General features: G+C 46.8%; 1 protein-coding gene. It reads right to left on the reverse strand.

Annotation, left to right across the window (positions count from 1 at the left end; translation table 11 throughout):
* A partial coding sequence (locus AB4507_RS21925; RefSeq protein WP_372183369.1) for a hypothetical protein occupies positions 1-878 on the reverse strand: 878 nt, incomplete at both ends.

The raw sequence follows: 878 nt of genomic DNA on the forward strand, positions 1-878 counted from the left end.
GTAGGCTCTTCAATCGTCAGATCACCACTTGCCATCACTTGAACATCATCAGTAATCGTCACCGATAGCGGTGACATTAACGAGTCATCACCATCGGTATCAACCGCGTAAACTGGCAAGTTAAATGTTAGGTCGTTATTGCCTTGAATTGGTGTGTGGTCAATCGCTTCCAGAAGAGTGAAGGTGTATTCACCCAAAGTGGAACTGCTGAAATCGAGAGTAAACACCGTGGTTTCGACATTCGAAATATCGGTCGTGAAGCCAATATAATTGCCAGAGCCTGTTGGTTCTTCTCGAATCTCAATGATCAAGCCGTCTGACTTGAGCGCGTTGTTAGTATTAAACTCACTTGGTTCTAAACGGAATTTCTCTACATTGTCACTTTGATGAGTGAACGAGATGGTTTCTGTTTGACTCACTGCACCCATGATTGGTGACGAGCCATCCGCTAAATCTGCTTCAGCAAGCGCGATGCTTGGTACCGATTCAATGGTTGGGATATCACCATCAATAATCGTCAGTGTGACAGTGGCCGTTTCAACATCCACATCACCATCACTCGAAGTAAACACCAGTGATTTAACGATATCGCCACTCTCGTGGTCTAAATCACGGTTCGGCTCAAAGCGCACGTTACCTTCAATGGTGACGAACACATCACCCTCAGTGAACGTAAATTTCTGCTCACCTGTGATTGTTGGGTCTAAGATTTGAGCCGTGCCACCGTCATAGGTGAACTGGGTAATCACTGCGCCATCGGCACTTTGCGCTGTCATTACATCAATCGTATTGGTGGTCACCGTCCCGTCAGCTAAATTCGGCTCGGTAATACCGAGCGTACCGTTCGCCATGATTTGGGCGTCATCACCAATGGTCAC

Origin of the sequence: Vibrio sp. 10N.222.54.A3, from assembly GCF_041474095.1 — a bacterium.
In the GTDB taxonomy this organism is placed as follows: domain Bacteria; phylum Pseudomonadota; class Gammaproteobacteria; order Enterobacterales; family Vibrionaceae; genus Vibrio; species Vibrio crassostreae_C.